Origin of the sequence: Paenibacillus chungangensis, assembly GCF_042675905.1 — a bacterium.
Taxonomy (GTDB): Bacteria; Bacillota; Bacilli; order Paenibacillales; family Paenibacillaceae; genus Pristimantibacillus; species Pristimantibacillus chungangensis.
The window spans coordinates 44,329-63,776 of the sequence record NZ_JBHTJZ010000004.1 but is presented as its reverse complement, the minus strand read 5'-3'; the positions used below and the strand labels follow the sequence as shown (position 1 = coordinate 63,776).

General features: G+C 46.2%; 22 protein-coding genes and 1 other RNA gene. 13 read left to right on the top strand and 10 right to left on the bottom strand.

All coding sequences use genetic code 11. From position 1 onward, the window contains the following. Positions 1 to 90: 90 nt before the first annotated feature. From ACFQ2I_RS01105 to ACFQ2I_RS01095, 3 genes are all read right to left on the bottom strand, one after another. Entirely contained in the window at positions 91 to 636 is a 546-nt protein-coding gene (locus tag ACFQ2I_RS01105; protein WP_377561606.1) for a hypothetical protein, read from the bottom strand. A gap of 35 nt (positions 637 to 671) precedes the next feature. Beyond that, positions 672 to 1,919, bottom strand: coding sequence for a hypothetical protein (locus tag ACFQ2I_RS01100; protein ID WP_377561605.1), 1,248 nt, complete (start codon positions 1,917 to 1,919; stop codon positions 672 to 674). Positions 1,920 to 2,073: 154 nt separating this feature from the next. Further along, a complete protein-coding gene (locus tag ACFQ2I_RS01095; protein ID WP_377561604.1) occupies positions 2,074 to 2,232 on the bottom strand; it encodes a hypothetical protein in 159 nt (52 codons plus the stop codon). 226 nt (positions 2,233 to 2,458) lie between these two features. Here ACFQ2I_RS01095 and ACFQ2I_RS01090 point away from each other — a divergent pair, with 226 nt between their 5' ends. The 9 genes from ACFQ2I_RS01090 (at position 2,459) to ACFQ2I_RS01050 (ending at position 5,512) form a co-directional block, all read left to right on the top strand. Further along, a complete protein-coding gene (locus ACFQ2I_RS01090; RefSeq protein ID WP_377561603.1) occupies positions 2,459 to 2,809 on the top strand; it encodes a helix-turn-helix domain-containing protein in 351 nt (116 codons plus the stop codon). Between the two features lie 132 nt (positions 2,810 to 2,941). Then, complete coding sequence (gene sda / locus ACFQ2I_RS01085; RefSeq protein WP_377561602.1) at positions 2,942 to 3,091, top strand: sporulation histidine kinase inhibitor Sda; 150 nt, start codon at positions 2,942 to 2,944, stop codon at positions 3,089 to 3,091. A gap of 6 nt (positions 3,092 to 3,097) precedes the next feature. Further along, positions 3,098 to 3,478 (top strand): hypothetical protein, encoded by a 381-nt coding sequence (locus ACFQ2I_RS01080; RefSeq protein WP_377561601.1) that lies wholly within the window; start codon positions 3,098 to 3,100, stop codon positions 3,476 to 3,478. Between the two features lie 105 nt (positions 3,479 to 3,583). Next, complete coding sequence (locus ACFQ2I_RS01075; protein ID WP_377561600.1) at positions 3,584 to 3,802, top strand: hypothetical protein; 219 nt, start codon at positions 3,584 to 3,586, stop codon at positions 3,800 to 3,802. Then, the gene (locus tag ACFQ2I_RS01070) at positions 3,780 to 3,998 is read left to right on the top strand and encodes a hypothetical protein (protein WP_377561599.1); all 219 of its coding nucleotides are present in this window, start codon (positions 3,780 to 3,782) and stop codon (positions 3,996 to 3,998) included. Before ACFQ2I_RS01075 ends, ACFQ2I_RS01070 begins: the two co-directional genes overlap by 23 nt. Positions 3,999 to 4,017: 19 nt before the next feature. Further along, complete coding sequence (locus tag ACFQ2I_RS01065; RefSeq protein ID WP_377561598.1) at positions 4,018 to 4,209, top strand: hypothetical protein; 192 nt, start codon at positions 4,018 to 4,020, stop codon at positions 4,207 to 4,209. A gap of 108 nt (positions 4,210 to 4,317) precedes the next feature. Further along, on the top strand, positions 4,318 to 4,917 hold the full coding sequence (gene radC, locus ACFQ2I_RS01060) for a RadC family protein (RefSeq protein ID WP_377561597.1): 600 nt from the start codon (positions 4,318 to 4,320) through the stop codon (positions 4,915 to 4,917). Positions 4,918 to 5,078: 161 nt separating this feature from the next. Then, positions 5,079 to 5,231, top strand: a complete 153-nt coding sequence (locus ACFQ2I_RS01055) for a hypothetical protein (RefSeq protein ID WP_377561596.1) — start codon at positions 5,079 to 5,081, stop codon at positions 5,229 to 5,231. A 104-nt stretch (positions 5,232 to 5,335) separates the two neighbouring features. Beyond that, positions 5,336 to 5,512: a hypothetical protein gene (locus ACFQ2I_RS01050; RefSeq protein WP_377561595.1), complete on the top strand. Its 177-nt coding sequence runs from the start codon at positions 5,336 to 5,338 to the stop codon at positions 5,510 to 5,512. 45 nt (positions 5,513 to 5,557) lie between these two features. Here ACFQ2I_RS01050 and ACFQ2I_RS01045 read toward each other — a convergent pair whose 3' ends face one another. The 3 genes from ACFQ2I_RS01045 to ACFQ2I_RS01035 all read right to left on the bottom strand — a co-directional run bounded on the left by ACFQ2I_RS01045 (position 5,558) and on the right by ACFQ2I_RS01035 (position 7,690). Further along, positions 5,558 to 5,788, bottom strand: coding sequence for a hypothetical protein (locus ACFQ2I_RS01045; protein ID WP_377561594.1), 231 nt, complete (start codon positions 5,786 to 5,788; stop codon positions 5,558 to 5,560). Positions 5,789 to 5,967: 179 nt separating this feature from the next. After that, entirely contained in the window at positions 5,968 to 6,300 is a 333-nt protein-coding gene (locus ACFQ2I_RS01040; protein ID WP_377561593.1) for a hypothetical protein, read from the bottom strand. A 460-nt stretch (positions 6,301 to 6,760) separates the two neighbouring features. Continuing rightward, on the bottom strand, positions 6,761 to 7,690 hold the full coding sequence (locus ACFQ2I_RS01035; protein WP_377561592.1) for a helix-turn-helix domain-containing protein: 930 nt from the start codon (positions 7,688 to 7,690) through the stop codon (positions 6,761 to 6,763). Between the two features lie 331 nt (positions 7,691 to 8,021). Here ACFQ2I_RS01035 and ACFQ2I_RS01030 point away from each other — a divergent pair, with 331 nt between their 5' ends. The 4 genes from ACFQ2I_RS01030 to ACFQ2I_RS01015 all read left to right on the top strand — a co-directional run bounded on the left by ACFQ2I_RS01030 (position 8,022) and on the right by ACFQ2I_RS01015 (position 14,497). Further along, positions 8,022 to 9,416 carry a YfjI family protein gene (locus tag ACFQ2I_RS01030; protein ID WP_377561591.1) on the top strand — a complete coding sequence of 465 codons (1,395 nt, stop codon included), beginning with the start codon at positions 8,022 to 8,024 and terminating at the stop codon, positions 9,414 to 9,416. A 190-nt stretch (positions 9,417 to 9,606) separates the two neighbouring features. Beyond that, positions 9,607 to 11,622 carry a hypothetical protein gene (locus ACFQ2I_RS01025; RefSeq protein WP_377561590.1) on the top strand — a complete coding sequence of 672 codons (2,016 nt, stop codon included), beginning with the start codon at positions 9,607 to 9,609 and terminating at the stop codon, positions 11,620 to 11,622. A 330-nt stretch (positions 11,623 to 11,952) separates the two neighbouring features. Then, positions 11,953 to 12,798, top strand: a complete 846-nt coding sequence (locus ACFQ2I_RS01020) for a recombinase family protein (protein ID WP_377561589.1) — start codon at positions 11,953 to 11,955, stop codon at positions 12,796 to 12,798. A gap of 97 nt (positions 12,799 to 12,895) precedes the next feature. Beyond that, entirely contained in the window at positions 12,896 to 14,497 is a 1,602-nt protein-coding gene (locus ACFQ2I_RS01015; protein ID WP_377561588.1) for a recombinase family protein, read from the top strand. A gap of 158 nt (positions 14,498 to 14,655) precedes the next feature. On the opposite strand, the gene ssrA is transcribed toward ACFQ2I_RS01015, so the two are convergent. From ssrA to rnr, 4 genes are all read right to left on the bottom strand, one after another. Continuing rightward, positions 14,656 to 15,020, bottom strand: a transfer-messenger RNA (tmRNA) gene (gene ssrA / locus ACFQ2I_RS01010). A 261-nt stretch (positions 15,021 to 15,281) separates the two neighbouring features. Further along, positions 15,282 to 15,764 (bottom strand): SsrA-binding protein SmpB, encoded by a 483-nt coding sequence (gene smpB / locus ACFQ2I_RS01005; RefSeq protein ID WP_377561587.1) that lies wholly within the window; start codon positions 15,762 to 15,764, stop codon positions 15,282 to 15,284. 170 nt (positions 15,765 to 15,934) lie between these two features. Beyond that, the gene (locus ACFQ2I_RS01000) at positions 15,935 to 16,135 is read right to left on the bottom strand and encodes a cold-shock protein (protein ID WP_377561586.1); all 201 of its coding nucleotides are present in this window, start codon (positions 16,133 to 16,135) and stop codon (positions 15,935 to 15,937) included. A gap of 321 nt (positions 16,136 to 16,456) precedes the next feature. Further along, complete coding sequence (gene rnr, locus ACFQ2I_RS00995) at positions 16,457 to 19,408, bottom strand: ribonuclease R (protein WP_377561584.1); 2,952 nt, start codon at positions 19,406 to 19,408, stop codon at positions 16,457 to 16,459. Positions 19,409 to 19,448 lie beyond the last annotated feature (40 nt).

The following is a 19,448-nucleotide window of genomic DNA, read 5'->3' as shown; positions in this document are numbered from 1 at the left end:
TTCCACTATAATAATATGATTCGACAATAAAAGATTTTCTCCTATATATAATAAAGAGAAAAGCGCCTCGTTGGGCGCTCTCTCTTATTGCTAGGACTCAGGTTGGAATTCCAATGGACTCATCGAGTCCCAGCTATCACGGTATCGATCCCCTAACGATCTGACCTCCATACTCTTCACGATGGTCGTGTCATACAGATCACTGCTATCGTATGCTGCCATGTTGAACATAATCATCTGGATCTTATTCAAACGTACATATACATCACCATAAGTCATCCGCAACTTGTCTTTCCCGTATTGGTCTACGATCTCGGCTAGTGTGCTGCCGACTCCAAGTTTTTTGTCAGTTCTGTAATCCGTGCCCCATATACGAATGTTATCAATCTTCCCGCTATCGTCGGCACTAAACTCAACTCCGTCATAGGTGTAACGACGGCCACTGAACTTATCTTGAGCTACTCCAAGCTTCTTCTCAATCTTATCGTACGAATCGCCCAGCTTGACTCCTTGGATGCTGAATCCATCTAATTTCAATGAGGAAAAACTCATGATAATGATGATTACCACTAAAACAGCAACCACAACGCTAATTTGCACTTTTCTTCTACGTATGCTCGCAACAACTTCTGACATTGTAAATTTCCTCCTGGTTTACAACAAGTCTTAACTCAATGAAATTTTTCATATGCCCCAATGTATTCAGAATCAATCGTCATGTGTAGAATATCATTCTGTATTGACAATGAAACCTCATGAATAGTTCCTGCCTCGTCTTCGTATTCAACTATCGTTTCTTGTTCTGAGCGTGACGATGCATAAATCATGTAGCTGAGCGACTCGCCTTCGTTACTGAACTCTAGAACTCCTCTGTCCCACTCATCCAACTCTATATAAATACTACTATCTTCTAAGGCATCGACTGGAACCCATCTACCATAGAATTCCTGCGAATATTCAATCTCACTCTGACCAGGTTGGACAGCGTTGCTACAGCTTATGAATTGTTCCTCTGTACTCGGGCTCAACAACTGTGTTTGGCTTACTGGATACTCTCTAACTACAAGGCCATCTTCCGTTATTTCAAAATTCTCGATATAGTTAGGAGCACCTTCCGCAGAATTATCTATCATCACTGAAAGCAATTCGAAACCGTTAAGCGTTATATCCCCTGTATATTGTCCTACCATCCCGTTAGTACAGACTGACATTGTAAACTTAGTGTCCGTTGATTTTGAGAAATCAAAGTAAGATGCTCCATCTTCTGTAGCCCAGAAGCCAACTAAGATATCCAATACAGTTGAATCATCATCGGCGTTGATCTGCGCCTGAGTTTCTGTTTCATTTGTTGCAAATCGCTGGTTAAATTGAACGGGTATTAAATCATTCTTAAACTCAGTAAAGTCTAAGCCCTTGTACCTAAGCATTTCCTCCGCATTAGCAATTATTATAGAATCAATTGTGCTATCATCATATAGCTCGCCTTCCTTTTCGATGAATGAAAGAGCAATGAGAAGTCCATCTTCTAGCAGTTGAAACACAGTCGCGGGATCATCGGGTTCTTGAAATAGTTTATCTTCTCCAATCTCTTCGATAGCTGTAGAGAGTGAGTCATCCACCATTACACCGCTCGGCAGCGTATATCCATTCCGTATTAACATTGCTATGACCTTTTCGTCCTTTAAGATGAACTCCGAATCTGTATAACCAATACTGGAGTATACCCCGCCTTCATCTTCGTCAATATCATTGGGATCACCAATGGCATTAATCACAGCCTTTTTGGTATCGCCAATTCCTACTCCTCTGTAATCGTATCCTTCAAGAGTGTCCTCTGGTGCAGAGGTACAAGCACTTATTACTGTACAGAGAACAACTGCCGCGCATAACGATCTAATAATCTTGACATGTTTACGCATGAATCTTACCTCCAATATCCTATTCGCTGTGAAGATTCTTCTAATAGGGGTCTGATTTTTTGTGATTTGTCCAGGCGATCTAATATGTCTTATTACCGCTTGGAAACGTTTCAAACCGCCCCCCCCATTGTTCTCAGAGAGGCTAAGATCGTGACTATAAACCTTGAAGCAAACTCACAGCGACTAGCCCAAGCACTATGAGAACTAAGATGAAGAACAGACAACCATACTTTAGCTTTTCGCCGACACCTTTGCCGAAGATCATCATTGCGCCAACGATAACGATTCCTGCTATTAATCCTGCTCCAATCATGTTGCCACCTCACTTTCCAATATTCTTCTGATAGCTTACATTAGAACAATCTATGCGACAGGTCTTACTGCTATTTGATAGTTCATTTATACTGCGTCCCATTGCCTATATTGCACTTTCAGATTATAACATGCATTATATTGGTTTGTTAATCGGATAATCTGCATTATAATGTTTCGACGCTTCCTAGTGCTTCCACTACTGTTTGAAGTAGAGAGGTGAGAGGATGGCTAGAAAAAACAAAGATGTCCAGAAGATTAAGATTGCTATTGGACAACGGCTTCAAGGCTTTAGGAATCATCAGGGCAGGACACAAGAGGATGTGGCACACGAAGCGGATGTACATCCTTCCTATATAACCAAATTGGAGTCTGGGCGAACGAACTGGACTATTGAAAGCTTGGATAACATTTTGAACGCCTTACAAGTCTCTTACAGCGATCTATTCCATAATATCGATGAATCCAAGTCCAGAATCGACAATACCGTACTTATTCAGATCATGAAGCTATTGGAGGGCAGAAGTGCAGAGGAACAACGAAAGGCGTTGCAAATGTTGAAGGCACTGTTTAGCTAGTCACACAAGCATATATAGGCTCTGTTGCTTATCTCAATGGGATGAGCGACAGAGCCTTTTTGCGTTTCAACGGCATGACAGAGATAACCACGGGCTGTGAGAGGACGCCCACTACGTAAGGAGGTGGAGAAAATGTTAGAAGGTTTAAAATCATTCTCAGATCGGCAATTGCTTAATGTCTTTAGAGCCTCAAAGGAACTAGAGTTGGATGAGGCCTTTATCCGACTGCTGCAAACGGAACTGGAACGGCGAAACATCAACATTAACCAGAATGAGGAGTGATTCGGCATGACCAAGCAAATCCTACACACGCAAACCAGTGGAAACGTTCAGTATCAGTTCTACCGTACAAGCATGCTTTATCCAGGATACTACAATGATTACAAAGGTACAGAGGTCAACGAAGACGTACGTTTCGATGCATACGGCATTGTTGTAGTCATCTTCATTGGATATGAACAAATTCACTATGACAGCGGTCCACTATCGCCTTGGAATTACGTGGTGAATGCACTGTACCATCGTCTGTATCGTCTCGGTCTAGAAGACATTGATGAGATTAGGCGTATCATTTGGACAGAGCATTCGATATGGTGCAGGAATCAATATGGAAATGTATGGTCAAAGAAGGCCAATCAGGTACTTAGGAAGAAAATCAAGAATCGATAGGACTACTGTTTATTGCCGCGACAGGCAATAGCGGGAGTCCTTTTTTTGTTTGACAGAGAACCAGTACAGGCCGTCGTGAGATTCAGGCTAGAGGGAGGGAGTGGCATGGAGGAATTTCAAGAGCGGATAGATCAGGCAACAACAGCATTAATTCTGTTAAGTAGAGCTTTTGAACAGCTTGAGCTGAAACATTCTGATCTTCTCAGTAAGGATTACCCATTCACCGTATGCTTGCTGGAATTTGTGCGTGGAATGTTGCACTGGCAGGATACTATCAACAATCATATGGAGGCGATCAAACGTGGAGAAACGGCAGATAGCTGAAGAGATGGACACTCTTCTCCGTCAGCTTGTCATGCAGAATCAATTGGTGATGGCGGCTCGTGTCCTCGAAGTATACTTCCAACGTTTATGGAAGATCGATGAGGAACTAGCTAATCGGTATGTACGCGCCTACTTCATTAAGTATAATCCTAAGCAGTTAGAACGGCATCTAAAGCGTTTAAATCGAGCCATTTGAGAAGGGAGGGAATTCTCCAATGACAAAGTTACATGAGCGCAAAGCGGCTCTACAACGCGTCAGGAAGAGCCTGAATGGTAAGGTATCGCTCCGATGCTCAGAGGGAAGGCAGTATCTCAGTTGCCTGGCAATGCTCGTGAAAACGGAAATGGAGATCGTAGAATTGCAAGACAAAGCAAAACGGCCGCTCAGCGAAAGCGACCGCCCATAACACCTCATTCGATTAAATGATAACTCAATATCTATTCGTGTTCAAGGGAGCGGCTTCGGCTGGCTCTCTATTTTGTTTATCCCTATCAAACCATTGGAGGTTAAACGTATGTCCAATCTTACATTGAAAACATTGTTTGCAGACACCATCAGGGAGAAAGCAGAGGGCTACATCGTTGAGGAAATCTTCTCTCGCTATTCGACTATACCTGCGCTACTCAACGTGTCGGAGTCTGATCTTCTGCTAATTCCAGGAATTGGACCAGCGAAAGCTCGGACTATCGTGGCTTCTCTCCAATTTGCTAAGGAGCTTTCAAAGCCACAGTTAAGTCCTCAAATAATCAGAAGTCCGCAGGATGCGTATGACTACCTTAAGGATGACTTCATGTACGAACAGCGGGAACACTTCATCGTTATTTTCCTTAATACCAAGAACGGGATTGTTGGTCGTGAGGTCATTTCTATTGGTTCACTTTCGGCTGCAATTGTACATCCTAGGGAAGTAATGAAGGCCAGTATACGCCGCTCTGCCGCCTCAATAATTCTCGCTCATCAGCATCCATCGGGCGATCCAACGCCTAGTCCTGAAGATATACAACTTACTAAACGGTTAGTAGAGGCAGGCGAGGTTTGTGGAATAAGCGTTCTAGATCATGTTATCGTTGGGCATCACAGGTACGTAAGCATGAAAGAACAGGGATTAATCTAAGTTGCTTTTTTAATTTGGGAGTCGTCCTAATATGCTGGCTCCCTTCTATATTAAAGCCTTCGGCTGTGTCGTTAGGCTCGCTTCGCTCGCAATTGTGTTCGCACGTTCTCATCTTACGCAGTTCTATGCATACAAAATCAAATTCATGGAGGAATTTTACTATGACTAACGCAGCAGCAATTGGATACGCACTTCTCACAGCTAAGAAAATGGGAATGAGTCATGAGGAGCTTAAGCGTCTCGAAGCCATTATGTACAGCTATTTTGATCTCGTCTCAGAGGAGGAAGCGGAAGAAGTGTATCGCAGGAATTAATAGAGTATTACGGAGCCAGTCCATTAGTGATTGGCTCTGCTTAAGTGCCGTATTAATCGTATGGTACAATTGTAAACACAGCTTACAGAGAGGATTTGAGTTCTATGGGCAAAGCGGTTTATGTCGCACAGCTATCAAAGCAGGAGCAAGAAGAAATTGCCGCCAAATTGAGGGCATTATTAGTCACAGAAGGTCTTTCAGAAATAGAAGTATTCCGAGCAGTAAAAGATGCGATGGACAGCAAGATCGCTGACGTAGTCCATCTGATTGAAAGCAATTAAGTTTTATTATGGGGCCAGCCTATCTAGGTTGGCTCATCTTCATTACTACATCAAGTCCGATACAGATAATCGGTATGACGGATTTAATGCTCTGTTCATGTGCATTTCCTGAGATAAATCCGTATATATAGACTTCACATCATTCGGTTTCTTATTCATGAGGTGCAGGTATAGCCTCCGTCTATGGACGTTCGCTTCCTTCTGGGCTTCTGTAGTTCCAGGCAAAGTATCCTCCAGTTCTAATGCGTAGAGGAACTCATCATCATAATTTTTCATCGCTATCTTCTCCTTCATCTTCATCGGTTCCAAAACCGAACACGTAGTCTGGATAATATTCCTCTTCTTGCTCAAACGCAACATTAAGTCCCATAATTGAATTCTCCCATCATCATTGGTTTAAAGTTTCTTCCCCACATATCGGGCTCATTAACGAAAATTTCATTCCATTTCGTTCTTCAACACTCATCATCTTCACAACTACCCCTAATCTCGTACTTATCGCCATAATAATAAACGGTATCATACAAGTACCTGTTCACTACCTTCTCTTTGCTGCGAGGGATATCACGCTTAGAGTTTTCTATCTCGCTTAATATACCTGGAGACATGCCGAGTTCTATTCCGAGCTGCTCAAGTGTCATTTCGTCCGCTGTTCGCTTAATCCTCAGAATTTCGCCGATTTCGCGCATTCCTTCGCCCAACATAATCTGGTGATCGCCGCCTGCGTACAATAACTGCATTGCTAGTTCAATCTCTTCGTTCGTTAGTTTCCTTGCCTTAAACTTCATTCTGTTCACCTATTCATCGTTATATTATGCTCCCGCCGCCACAGCGGGAGACTTGAAAGGAAGATCGAGCATCCGAGTACTCATATAAGATATAACCATTACAACGTTCAGTTGCAATAGATTTTCAGAATTATTTTTCGAATAGTTGGACTGATTCCGAAAAATCACACCCAACAAGCTTTAAAGATCCAGAACTACGCACCACTGCTGGATTCGTGGGTTTACGATCCTCTTTACACAATCGCGGAATAAGCACATGCCGTTGGGGGAGTAGCTATAATATGATAAAAACCAAGGACTAAAATGACTAGAATACGAAAACCCGCGTCACCCCACGTCTCCACATGAATTTCAGGGTGATTTTAGATTTGCACTAAAATCCCTATTAATCAGAATTTAGTCTTGGCATGTTCAATAAGACAATCCCTCGAATCCTGCTGCAGTAAAGCTTCAACCACTTCTAGTCATTCAAGTCTTTAAGTTTTAAACTTGGTCGATTTCGCAGGATAGGGTTCTGATGTAAAGGAATTCCGTCTGATGATTGCCGCGACACTTCTATTTCATTCATAGCTTGTTCGTACGCTTGATGATTGGCAAGCAGTTGCGACACTCTGAGGTTATCCATGTATGCTTTTCTAAGTGCTTGTTCTTCGTTTGGCGTCCCCTCCTCGTAATGCGCTTTCCGAAATCTTTCTGATAAGAATGCCAACTCGCTTGAAATGAGTTGCTCTAGGATGTTAGTGTCCTCTGGAAACATTACCGAATCATCTCCAATTCTCTTTTCCCAAAGGACATGACCAGAGGACACTTGGCTTACAGACACCGTCAGCGCAACCGAATAACGATCCAGTGTGAATCCCCCGTCCGATTGACGAATTACATCTTCACCTTGATCGAACGGCCCGCATTGTGATTTATACGTGTACCCCAGCGCCTTATCCTGTGGATTAATTAGCACTTCGCGATCATCATATATATGTTGTTTTCGATATGTAAGATAAAACTCATCAAAGTAGCGATCCTTATCTTCCTGCTTGCCAAGATAGAATCCGCCAACCTCTTCCAACGTGCAATCATCGTCAAGCAGTCTCATGGGTATTGGATAGACTTTAGCCAACTTCTCGAGCGTATCTCGCCTTGGCGTTATCTTCAATCCGCCTTTTCCCCGTCGACTGCCTTCCGCATCCCTTACGCTTTGTTTCGAGATATTTGCTCGCCGAGCGACCTCATCTACTGAGAACTCACCTGGATACATCTCCTGAAGCTCATCTCTGATATACGCCAATTTGAACCATACGTCCTGCTGCAATAACACCAGCACTTCAGCCCTACTTACAATTCTCCCCTTCACATCAGACTGAACATATAATCTTTGTGTTTTCCTCTTCATTTTTCTCGCTCCCATCACTAAAATCAGAATTTGACTAATTTCATGAAAAAAGCAAATTCCCTAGCTAATACTCCACCACTATTTCCCCTCAAACGACCCCAATGATAACCATATTATCATCCCATAGCCACTTATCTTGGACATATTGCCTTATAATTCAAGTTCGTTTTATTATGGATTCCGCAAGGCCATCCACCGTCAAGGAGGTTCTTAACATGCTCCCTACTGCAAACCATGGTTATCGCGGACACCACGTATCACGTCCATATTGGTAGCTCAGAGATCAGCCGCCACACCTTCAAGTCAAACACATAACAAGGAGGAATTATCAATGCCAACCAAACTACCTCAAGAACTTATGCCAGCCCACAACTGGGAAGATCCCGTACTATTTGAATCGTTCAGAACACCAGCCTTCCCTATCGAATCTTTACCACCAATTTTATCAGAAATGGCCGTATCGGTCTCAGACGTTACGCAAACTCCGATTGATGCTTCCGCTGTTGCTCTGCTACCTATGATATCAACAGCCGTAGCTAAGAAGTTCATTGTAAAGCTGACACAGCATGGCGAAGGATGGACTGAGAAGAACAACATCTACGTATGCATTGCACTGCCATCAGGCGAACGCAAAAGCGCCATATTCAGCCATCTGATTAAGCCCATCATTCATTATGAGCGACGATTACAAGCTCAGATGTTCACTGATTCTAATGAGTTCATTGATCGGTCTCAACGCCTTGTTGCAGATGATGCCACTCCAGCTGTGCTTGCCGAGCTATTGGAACAGAATAATGCACGAATTGCACTCCTATCCACGGAAGGAGGAGTCTTCGATATGCTAGCCTCGCGTCACTATGGCAAACTTCAGAACCTTGATGCTTATCTAAAGGGATTCTCTGGTGATCGAATAACGATTGATCGGAAGAAGGCTGGTAGCATCATCATTAATGATCCAACAGTAACTATCGGCGTTTTCGTACAACCCGCGATGTTGAACAGCATTCCTGAACGTTTGATCGGAAGAGGTTTGATGGGAAGATTTCTCTATACCATGCCCTCATCTAATATGGGAGAAAGAGACATCGAACTAAAATCAATGCCTCCAGAAGTAACTTCTCGCTACTATGACTTGCTTACAGGACTTCTGCGGTTTAACCCACAGAGACCAATCCCGTTGCTGTTATCCCCTGAAGCTTTAGAGCTTTTCCAGAACTTTCGCAAGGGCTACGAGCCACAATTAGGTCGCGGCGGAGAACTATCACATGAATTTCTTCGCGCTTGGTGCGAACGGCTCCCTGGACAATTGTTAAGGATAGCTGCCGCTTACCACGCCGTCATTCTGAATATGAATGATCAACTGGAGTCGGAACGCCTTGATAACAGCATATCAGGTGAAACAATGCATCGGGCATTATTACTGAGCGACTACTTCATTGAGCACGCAAAGGCTGCTTTCGGGTGCGTGAAGACCAATGAAGCCAGCGCTGATGCTAAATATCTGTTGAATGTCTTGGAACGTAAGAGAATCCCGCTCTACAAACGCCAAACTCTGTGGTCTGCTGTAAAAGGAAAATTCTCAACAGCTGAAACATTTGACAATGCCCTAGCAGTCCTTGAAGATCGCGGATTTATCCGCATATCTAAAGTAAGATCCGAAAGAGGGCGTGATGGTACTCAGATTGAATGCCATCCTTCGATTACCTCATCTTCTGCAACAAATTGATGAAGGGGTATTCCGTGTCTTGGCGATTCTTCGGGGTCGCCTTCACATTCAACTTGACTTCGTTCGAGCTAATGGTTACTCAGTAGAATGCCAGCGATAAGAGGACGCTCTGACAAGTCGATTCCGTCACCGATAAGGATTTCGCTGGTTAAGCTCTAGGTGACGATAACACAATTGGAAGGTGACAAAAATGAAGGTTAAAGTCAGGGTAAGCATTGAGGCGTTTGCCGACAAAGAAAGTGCAATCGAGAAAACTCCACTGATAAAAAAAGGGTTCTCTGTAAAAGATACTCCCCTCACAATCCAGCAACTCGCTCAGATGTGGCTTGCGGGGCACAGCATCGCGCCTGTTAGATTGAAAAGAGGAGTTACTAATGATGCTAATTGGATTAGTCAGCAGGTATTCGCCATCGACTTTGATAATGAGAACGGTGATAAAGAGCGTGTAAGTGACAACTACTGCGTAACCTTTGAAGATGCATTAGATATGGCGCGGCAATCAGGAGTGTCTCCTGCATTCATCTACAGCAGCTTCTCATCAACAGATACTCATCAGAAGTTCCGCATGGTGTTCGTATTAGATCAAGAAATAACATCACGGGCAACGCGCGACGAGGTATTGAACAAGCTCTACTCTGTATTCAAGAAGAACGGCTTAATCGTTGCTGATACTAAGTGTAGTGACTTAGGGCGAATCTTCTACGGTGGCAACGAGTTGCTGTATGAGGATTATGCAGCTGTGAATTCCCTTAGTCACATTGAGCTGTTAGGAGTATCTGATGTACCAAGAATCAGCCAACTTCGCAGTAAGCTGAATCAGGGAGGACAACGCATATTTGACAGCATCCCTGTGTCACTCATGAAGTCAGATACCATTCGGGGCGAGACCACGCTAGCGATGACTGCAATCATAAACGGTGATAGCGATGCTCTACGAGAGCATCTTCATAAAGATACAGACAGTACTCTTAAAATAGAAAATATTTGTACTGTCTATACGAATATAGACCCTTATGAGACGATAAAGCGTCTTCCTCTGCATCTCATACTTGGAGTACCGTTAGATACTGCTTTTCGCTGTATATTGCATGGACACGAGGACGTTCATCCATCAGCGATTGTTCGTCAGCTCGGGGACGGAAAATTTGCTTACTTCTGTCACGGATGCTATGGGAAGGGCAAAGGACAGTCGCTTATAGACCTTATCATTGAGGCGACAGACTACCATTCAAGAGACATAGTTTCATTCATCGAGGCTGCACTCGGCCGCTCAATCCAAACGGAGCATCAACGTCAATGTCGAAGCCACTGTGAGCGTATTCTAAGTTTCATCCAATCCGCTGATTTCCGAAAGGGTGCGTGGGAACCTCTATTTCGCTATTTGAATCGGAAGAAGCTCCTTGGGCATTATCGCTACTACCTTGAGACTGTAGCTCAGTGTGCTATTGCAGAGCCACTGGCCGCTGAAGGAATTCCCATTTTCTTCGAAGGCGTACGCGAAACATCCGACAGAATGGCGGGAATCTCCTATTGCACAGGAATAGACAAAGACAGCGTATCCAAAAAGCGTAATGAATTGGCTGACCTGGGACTGATAGTAAAGATTAGTGGAATTGATCATCCCGCCTATTCAAAAGCACAAGAATATCGTAGACGGAAAGGAAATCCTTACAGCAAAGAATTTCTGCAAATTCCTGACTTAGATGAAGCTCTTCTTGAATCCGCACTTCAGACTATAGATCAAACTAAACAGAGAGGAGAGCGTTCCCGCTTTAAGTCAAGAGCAGCAACACTAATGTCCCGTGGTGAAGAGGCAGCTGATCGCGTATTTACCCAAGATTCAGGTTCAGTGCTTTCCAGATATCAGAATGGCTTTATCTCTACTATGATGCAAATTACATCACGCCTAACATCTAAAGGTTGGACTACAGAAGATGAGATAATCACTGAGATGATTCGAACTTCCAAGTTTAGCGGGGTTAAACGGGGAGTTGGGCAATTCCGACCGTATCTAACTAATGGCGACATTTACACCTTGCAACTTGTCACAAACGAATTACGGAGAAAACTGAACCTTCCCGATATTTTGCCTATACGAAAAAAAATAATCATTCCAGTTAACCAGATTGATGCCAATGCTATTATAGACCTAATATTCAATGATGATCCATCAGTTGTTCTTCCGCCCTCCCCCGCCCTCCCCTGAGGGGAAACGCAAAGGACTACCACCCTTTGCTATCCCGTCACTCGGCGTGAGCCATCCCTTGGCTTGTTCACCAAAGGATGGCATAGTGTTGGCAGTGGGAATCGTCGATCAAGGCTGTACAAGCTCCGCTTCAATTAGGCCTTGACTGACGTACCAAAGCTTTTGTCTCATCAATACAAGCATATCTCTGTTAACTTGCCTGAATCCTCATATGGATTTGGGCTTTTTTCGTTTCTTAACCTTGACAGCGACAATTCAGCGGTGAGATGCGCTGAGACAATGAGAGGAGGATAGTAGCCAACATCACACATTTGAAAGGAGTACAAAAGTATGAACGTAGCCATTTACCTACGCGTATCGTCCGAGCAACAAGCGGAGCGCCAGCTATCCATTCCAGCACAACGGGAGGCGTTGCAGCAGCATGCATTGCATAATGGCTGGGGTATCATCGAGGAGTACGTGGATGAAGCAAGATCAGCCAAAAGCGATGACCGTGATGACTTTCAGCGAATGATTGCAGATGCCAGGAAGCTCAGAGCACCATTCCAAGCTATATTGGTGCATAAGTTTGATCGATTCAGCCGTAGTCGTGCCGATCATGTCATTTACAAAGCCCTGCTGAAAAAACTGGGCATCATCGTGATCTCTGCCACCGAGCATACTGAACCAGACACTCCACACGGTATGCTAATGGAAGGAATGTTAGAGGTCATTTCGGAATTCTACAACGTCAATCTGAAGCATGAGACACTTAAAGGAATGCGCGAGAATGCAGAGCAGGGCTTTCACTGCGGCGGTCGTGCCCCATTCGGCTATCGCCTTGCCAGAACGGGAAGTAAGGTGAATTATGTGCTTGGTCCTGAAGATGAGGTGAACATCATTAAGCAATTATTTAGCATGGCCGCTGATGGAATGGGCGGGAAGAAAATCGCTCGCATACTCAATGAGCAAGGCGTTCCCGCTGGCCGTAAATGGCTTCCTTCTACCATACTAGCTATTCTCAGCAATGAAGCCTATATAGGTTATCGCGTATGGAACAAGAAACGGGAAACGGGAGGACGCAATAGACCGCAATCTGAATGGATTGTATCCGAAGACAGCCATCCAGCAATCATTAGCAAAAAGCTCTGGAATGCAGTTCAATCTGAGCTACAACTTCGTAAGCTCAAGGTATGAATCATATTCACCATTATGTTGTTTCACGCAGGTATGCCCAAGCGGTGTACCTGCTTTTTTTATGCCAAAAAACGACTATACGAAGGAGATGTTATCAATGAAAGTTGCAATTTACGCCCGTGTATCGTCAGATCGTCAAGCCGAGAAAGAACTGTCCATTCCCGCCCAAGTCAAAGCTATCCAGCAATATTGTCAGGAGCGTGGATACATCATCGTTAGTGAATACATTGAGAAGGGAAAGTCGGCCAAGACCGATGACCGTCAGGAGTTTCAGAAGATGGTTGCGGTAGCCAAGCGTAGCAATCGACCGTTCGACGCTATTCTGGTCCATAAGTTTGACCGCTTCTCCCGTAAGCGAGATGACCACGTGATCTACAAAGCTCTGCTGGCTCAAGTCGGTGTTAAGGTAATCTCCGTAACCGAACAAACTGATAACGATACGCCGCAGGACAAGCTCTTAGAGGGTATGCTGGAGGTGATGTCCGAGTTCTTCAATGCTAATCTTGCCGTTGAAGTGCGCAAAGGAATGGCGCAGAACGCCAAGCAAGGCTTTAATAATGGCGGCACTCCTCCCTATGGCTACAGAACAGAACATGTTGCAATCGGTGCTCAGAAGACTAAAGCTGTATGGGTGCTCGGACCTCGTGAGGAAGTCGATATAGTAAAGTGGATATTCAATCAATATGCTTACGAAGGTATTGGCTACACCAAAATAGCATCTGAGTTAAACCGTCAGCAAATCCCTTCGCAGAAAGGAGGAACATGGTCATCAAGTACGATAAGGGCGTTCATCTTCAATGAAGCCTATGTAGGACGGCGCTGCTGGAACAAGCAAGACTACCAAACCAAAGGCAAGAAGTGGCGGGATCGCTCGGAATGGATAATCACAGAAAATGCCCATCCCGCAATCATATCGCTTGAACTCTTCAACAAGTGCCAAGAGATCGCCAAAGGAAGAAACAATGGTGGGGGCGAAACTCATAAGCCATTTGACAGAAAATCTTCTTCCCCATTCTGGCTCAGAGGGACTATAACTTGTGACAAGTGCGGTTCCCGCATGGTGGGCAATTCAACATCAAGTAAAACGAAGGGCGGTAAGAAGCATTACTATGTATGCGGCGGATACCTAAGGAAGGGTAAAGAATACTGTGCATATGTAGGCTGGAACAAGGAAAAGGTCGAAGAGATCGTATCCAATCGTTTACGGATCGCACTCATGCGTCTTCTCGTGAATGACAATCTTACAGATGAGCTGCGACTGTTCTACACCGAAAACAATCAGCACAGAATCGCTCAGAAGGCAAACATCGAAAATGAGATTAAATTTCTGCAAAAGCGCATCAAATTGATTGAAGAAGATATTCAGGTAGGCAAAGTAAAGTCTTATCATCAAGAAATGCTTACAGAGATGCAGGATGAGCTGCGGGAGAAAACAGCGGAGCACTTACGGGTTACAGCCAATTGGTCGGAATTCAATGTTCCTGAGGAGAGTATTGTTGCAATCAAGTACGATATCCAAACCTTCCTCGGGTTGCTCGATCAAGATGTACCGAATCCTCAGTTGTTGCATACCATCGCTAGTAAGTATATCTCCAAGCTATTCATCAACAGGGATGCTGGAAAGGTCTATTTGACGCTCCAAATGACCCATGATGATAAGCTTTTGTTTGAAAAAACGATGGTATCGGAATGGCATTAAGTTATGATTCGTGGCGGCACCACACCTTGAGTTGATTAAAATAATTCTGATGCCCTGTGATTGTTGGCTAAAACCTAGTGATTACAGGGCTTCTCTAACCACCATGTATTCAGAACAAACAAAAAAAGCACCTAGCACGGTGCTCCTTCTGATGGTATTGGTGGAGGCGAGGGGATTTGAACCCCTGTCCGAAGATCACGTCACACAGGCATCTACGGGTGTAGTCACAGTTTTGATGTCACCTGGGCCGACGCCCCGTAACCGGCTGCGATCCAGGTCAGCCTGATTGTCTTCTTCAGCACACCCCAGGCGGAGATGTGACAGCGTATCCCACTAAAGTTGGGCCCTCATCACGGCACATGGGCGATGCAGAGCGAGAGCACGCGAGCAGGTTATTAAGCTGCTACAGCGTAGTTTGTTTGTTGTTTGCCATTTAATTGGCTTTAGCGTTGATGAAGCAGACGACTCCCTGCTACCCGCAACCCGCGCTCGTCCAACCCCCGTCGAATCCATAAACGCCCCCAAATTCGGCATAAATGAAGCCTCATCCCCACAGCCGCCGTACAATCGCACAGCACTGATCAGGAAGATCAACATTTAGCGCATGAAACAAAGGACCTCTTGAGTGAGGTGGATACAACTAACGGATTAATAATATACATTACATTTCCTTGCTACAAACTTAGTATAACACGATCGCTGATCAAATGCTTCAAGATGTTGCTGGCAAGTCTGCCCCTTCCATCCATGGAAGCACTGGTGCAACTTAACTGCGGCGATGTGATTACCGAGCTACCTTCTGTTTCTCACGAAGCACACGTTGAATGTCTCGCTGAGCATCGCGCTTCGCTGCCGATTCACGCTTGTCGTATTTCTTCTTGCCTTTGCCAAGCCCGATTAACAGCTTGGCATAGCCATTGCGCACGTAGATCTTCAACGGTACGATCGCGTAGCCTTCTTGCTTCGTCTGACCGTACAACTTATGAATTTGCTCCTTGTGCAGCAGCAACTTGCGAGCTCTTGTCGGGTCTGATGGATTATGCATATTGCCCTGCTCGAATGGACTAATATGCATGTTGTTTATGAATATCTCGCCGTTCCGAATCGTGGCGAATGCATCGTTAATATTCGCTCTTCCGCTGCGTAGCGACTTGATCTCCGTTCCCTTCAGCACCATGCCCGCTTCGAATGTTTCCTCAATGAAATAGTCATGGGAAGCTTTCTTGTTTTGGGCCAATTGCTTGCCGTCATTCTTCTTACTGCCCATGCCGCTCACCTCACATTCGGGCTTTATCCGCTTCAGCAACTACAATACGGACAGACATTCATTGTATCAATTCAGAATCATAAAATCAAGAAACTACATACGACGAAAACCGCCCCCAACCTTGCGGTCAAGAGCGGTTTCCGCATGAAGTTGAATGAACTAGTCAGCTATTACAGCTTAACTACGTTCTCAGCTTGTGGTCCGCGGTTGCCTTCCACAACGTTGAATTCAACTTGTTGGCCTTCTTCAAGAGTCTTGAAGCCTTCGCCTTCAATTGCGGAGAAATGTACGAATACGTCATTTCCGCCCTCAACTTCGATAAAGCCGTAGCCTTTCTCAGCGTTGAACCATTTAACAGTACCTTGTTGCATGTCTGTGTACCTCCTTGCACAAATATTAATATGCGCCTATTTCTGTTCTTAAAAACAAAAAATTCACACATTGAAAAGGACTTCATGATGCAATGATACCCTTTTCAATATGTGAATGCAGGCTCATCAATCAGATGACTTGAGTTTACTATAGCCTCCGGGAAAAATCAAGGGATAGAATGTTTATATTTTTTGTAACGATATCCAATGAATCTAAGCGGAATGAATGAAGGAGCGTCAAACCGCAACGTCACCGCAACATCAGCCCTAAGGCTCTCTGTTCAATCGCTCCTTCAATGCCATTACACTGCTTGCCAAGCGTTATTTTTTCTTTTTACTAGCTTTTGTGGAAGCCCCATTTTTCTTCTTTTTCTTCTTCTTTCCGGCTAGCGGCACCACTATGGAATCACTGTGGCCATCTCCGACGAATACACCGCTTCGGGATGTCTTCCTGCGACGATGACCAGCATCGCCTTCTCTTGCTCCTGCGCCTGAGCCGCCACCCACAGTGGAGTTGCTACTATCTGCACGGCCCTGGTGTCTTCCGCTACCGCCCTTCCTGCGTTCTTGACGACGGCTCGGCAGGCTGCTGAACCATTCTCCTGAATCATCGTCGCCACGCCGTCTGTCGCTACCAGATTCTTCATGTCGAATGGCGTCATCACCTTCACGGCGATGAGTGCGGCTGCGAATCGGTAATCCCCACATGTCCTTCCGCGAGCCTCCCGCCGCCTCGTCAGTTGGCATGAAGCCTTCTGTCTCAGGGGCGTTCATCCACGGATTGACACCTTTGCCATCCGGCCCGGTGTTCACATGGCCGCCGTCGCCACGCTTGCGGCGTCGATCATCCTCGCGTCCGCCGCCCAAGCTTATACCGCTGTTTGCTGAGCCAGCTCCACCTTTCCCTTGCCGTGCAGCGCCAGCCCCTCCAGTTCCACCAGCAGCGGAACCCGGGCCTCTGCGCTTATTGCCCCCGCTAGAGACACCATTGGAGCCGCCACGTTCGCCGCGTCCACGACGCCTTCCTTGCTGCCTTTCATCATCGCGGTTATTGCGACCGCGCCCCCGTCCGCCACCCGCACCGTACCCACCGCCGTCGGACACGCCTCGGAAGCTTTGCCGCGGCTTCATGTCCACCATCTCGAAGTCGATGGTGTATTCCTCCATATCGACACGCGAGACGCGCACTCTTACCTCATCGCCGATGCGATACACTTTCGACGTGCGCTCTCCGATCAGCACCATATGCATCTCATGGAAGTGGTAATAATCGTCGTTCAAGTCGCTCAGCCGGATTAATCCCTCTACTGTATTGTCCAGCTCGATGAACATACCGAAGCTCGTTACACTGCTGACAATGCCGTCGAATTCCTCTCCGACCTTATCCAGCATGAACTCGCATTTCTTCAGGCGCTCCGTGTCTCTCTCCGCATCGACCGCCACTCGCTCGCGCTCGGATGAGTGCTGAGCGATATCCGGCATGCGCGCCGTCAGAGCCTCGTTCCGCGCTTCACTCAGTATGCCGCCGCCCTCAATCACCTCGCGCATAATGCGGTGGATGACGAGATCGGGATAACGTCTGATCGGCGACGTGAAGTGAGAATAGAATTCCGCCGCCAGTCCGAAGTGTCCCAGACTCTCCGCATCGTACTTCGCCTGCTTCATTGATCGCAGCATCATCGTAGAGATGACCGTCGCTTCCTTCGTCCCCTGAATCTCCTCCAGCAGCGTCTGTAGCGCGCGTGGATGCACGGAGTTACCCTTGCCCTTCACGACATAGCCGAAGTTGGAGGCGAATCGCAAGAAGGTAAGCAGCTTCTCACTGTCGGGGTCTTCATGAATACGGTACAGGAACGGTACTCTCAGCCAGTGGAAATGTTCCGCGACTGTCTCATTGGCCGCCAGCATGAATTCCTCAATAATTTGCTCCGCAACCGAACGCTCTCGCTTGACGATATCGACAGCTTTGCCTTCTTCGTCCACCAGCACTTTCGACTCCTGGAAGTCGAAGTCGATCGCGCCCCGCTTCATCCGCTTGGAGCGCAGCCGCATTGCCAGCTGCTCCATCATTCCGAACATGTCCAACAGCTCGGAATAACGCTCCTTAAGCTCCGTCTCAGGCTCCTCTTCCGTCGCGTTCAGAATCCGCCTCACATTCGTGTACGTCATTCTTTCCTTCGTGCGTATCACACTGGTGAAGATATCGTGCCTGACCCGCTTCATCTTGCCGTCGAATTCCATCTCGCAAGAGAGCGTCAGACGATCCACCTGCGGATTAAGCGAGCAGATACCGTTCGACAGCCTGTGCGGGAGCATCGGAATAACCCGGTCTACCAGATACACGCTGCACCCCCGCCTGTATGCCTCCTGATCCAATGCGGACTGCTCCTTCACGTAATAGCCAACATCGGCAATATGTACGCCCAGCACATAGTTACCGTTCTCCAGACGCTTCACATGAACGGCATCGTCCAGATCCTTGGCATCTTCGCCATCTATTGTAACGATAACCTCATTCCGGAGATCTCGCCGCCCTTGCTGAGCAATCTCTTCCTCCGTAATCGTATCGGGAGCGGATTCAGCTTCCTTCATGACTTCCTCCGGAAAGCCCTCAGGAAGTCCATGCTTGCGGATAATGGACAGAATATCGACGCCAGGATCATTTTTATGCCCTAGTATCTCTATGATCTCGCCCGCTGCGGCCGACCTTCCCTCCGGGTAGGAGACAATTCGAACGACCACCTTCTGACCGCTAACAGCTCCCTTGAATCCTTCCTTCGGAATGAATATATCGCGATTAATTCGCTTGTCATCCGGAATGACGAAAGCATACGCCTCATGATGCTCGAACGTCCCTACGATTTGTGTGACCGCTCGTTGCACAACACGGACAACCTCGCCTTCCATGCGGCCTCCGCTCTCACTCTTGGACATCACTCGAACGAGCACGATGTCGCCGTTCATCGCACTCTTCAGGTCATTGGCATGCAGATACACGTCTGGATGATCCTTCTCGTCTACGATGAGGAACGCGAATCCTTTCGCATGCGCATGCACTTTGCCCCGCAGTAGATTCATCCGCTCCGGCACGCCGTACAGCTCATTGCGCGTCCGGATAACTTTGCCCTCCTCTTCCAGAGCGTTAAGCAGCTTCAGGAACGCCTTGAATTCCGCGGCATCCGATATGCCGAAGTGCCCTTCCAGCTCTTGATACGTCATCGGCTTATATGCCGTCTCTTTCATAAAATCAAGCAATTCCTGCTCATTCATCATGAATGCCAGTTCTCCCCATGACCGCTGCTCTCAGCGGTTG